The following is a 1,533-nucleotide window of genomic DNA, read 5'->3' as shown; positions in this document are numbered from 1 at the left end:
GACCCATGGCGATAAACAGCCCGAGCAGCCCGGTCTGGTAGAAATTACGGTCGAAGACGGCGATGCGGCGACGGCCGAGCCAGTTGCGATGTTCCCAGTAATGGCGGCTGACCGGGTCGAGATGCGGCGCAATGAAGCGGTCGTAGGCTTGCGAATTGTGACGGGTCTCGGCAGCGCCGAAGAAACGGAACAAGTCACCCTGGGACGGCAGATGGCGCACCGCTTCGAGCTTCATCCGGTTCAGCGCGATGTGGGCGGCGTTGAGATCGACGGCGTCGATCCTTTCGGGCGACCGGGTGAGATAGGCGAGGATGTTGCAGCCGCCCGAGGCGATAGTGACGACGCGATGGCCCTGGCCAAGCTGCATCGCGTCGATGTCGACATCGGGGTCTTCCCAGATCTGCGGATAGACGAGGCCGGAAAACAGCAACGCGAAGAGCCGTTCGGAGAGGCCGGCCTTCGACAGCGGGCGGTTCTGGTAGACGGCTTTGCCAACTTCCTTGCCGCGGCGAAAAACCAGTTCTCCGGAAAAATCCGTCATGACAAGGCGATTCCCCGTTTGCTCTGGCGCAAGCGGGTAGCGCAGGTGGATGACAGGCGGGTGACAGCTTGTTGAGATGAGCTCAGGCCTCGCCAAATCCGCCTGGCGTCGGTGTCGTCACAATGACGGCTTCACCGGCCTCCAGCACCGTCTGGTCGCACGCCTTCAGGATTTCGACGCGGCCATTCTTGCGGCGGACCGCGGTCGAGCCGGCCTCGCCATCGCCGCCGCCACCCAGGCCTTGCGGCGGGCGATCGCGGTGAGAGGACAGGATGGCGCATCCCATCTTTTCGAGGAAACGGATGGTGCGCTTGGTGCCGTCGCCGGCACTCCATTTGCCTTTGCCGCCGGAGCCTTCGCGGATGTGGAAATCCTCAAGCAGGACGGGAAAGCGCAATTCCAGCACTTCCGGATCGGTCAGGCGCGAATTGGTCATGTGGGTGTGGACGCCGGAGGTGCCGGCAAAGCCGCGGCCGGAGTTCATCCTGCCTGCCGGCGAGCCGGAGCAGATCGTCTCGTAATACTGGTACTGCTTGTTGCCGAAGGTGAGGTTGTTCATCGTGCCTTGCGCGTTGGCCATCGCGCCCATGGCGCCGAACAGCGCATTCGTGACATGCTGGGAGGTCTCGACATTGCCGGCGACGACCGCCGCCGGATAGGCGGGTTTCAGCATCGAGCCATCAGGGATGATGATGTTGATGGGTCTCAGACACCCGGCATTCATCGGGATCATGTCCTCGACCATGACGCGGAAGACATAGAGCACGGCTGCGCGGGCGACCGGCTCGGGGGCGTTAAAATTGTTCTTCATGACCGGCGAGGTACCGGTGAAGTCGACAGTCGCCTCACGCTTTTTCCGGTCGACCGAGATCTTCACCTTGATGACTTGGCCGGTGTCGGTCGGATACTCGTATACGGAACTGTCGGGCAGTCGCTCCAGTACACGGCGCACGCTTTCGGCCGCGTTGTCCTGGACGTGACCCATGTAGGCC

The 1,533-nt window shown here is 62.6% G+C and carries 2 protein-coding genes; both read right to left on the bottom strand.

Annotated features, from left to right (window positions below):
* Positions 1 to 541 (bottom strand): DUF3419 family protein (locus EOA86_RS34150; protein ID WP_245497464.1); only part of this gene is annotated, 541 nt, incomplete at its 3' end.
* Between the two features lie 82 nt (positions 542 to 623).
* The coding region (locus tag EOA86_RS34145) for a hydantoinase B/oxoprolinase family protein (protein WP_206630219.1) at positions 624 to 1,533 on the bottom strand (910 nt) is incomplete at its 5' end.

This window comes from Mesorhizobium sp. M5C.F.Ca.IN.020.32.2.1 (assembly GCF_004023105.1).
GTDB classification, from domain to species: Bacteria; Pseudomonadota; Alphaproteobacteria; order Rhizobiales; family Rhizobiaceae; genus Mesorhizobium; species Mesorhizobium wenxiniae.
Note: the sequence above shows the minus strand (reverse complement) of the source record. Positions and strands in the feature narration are given on the sequence as shown.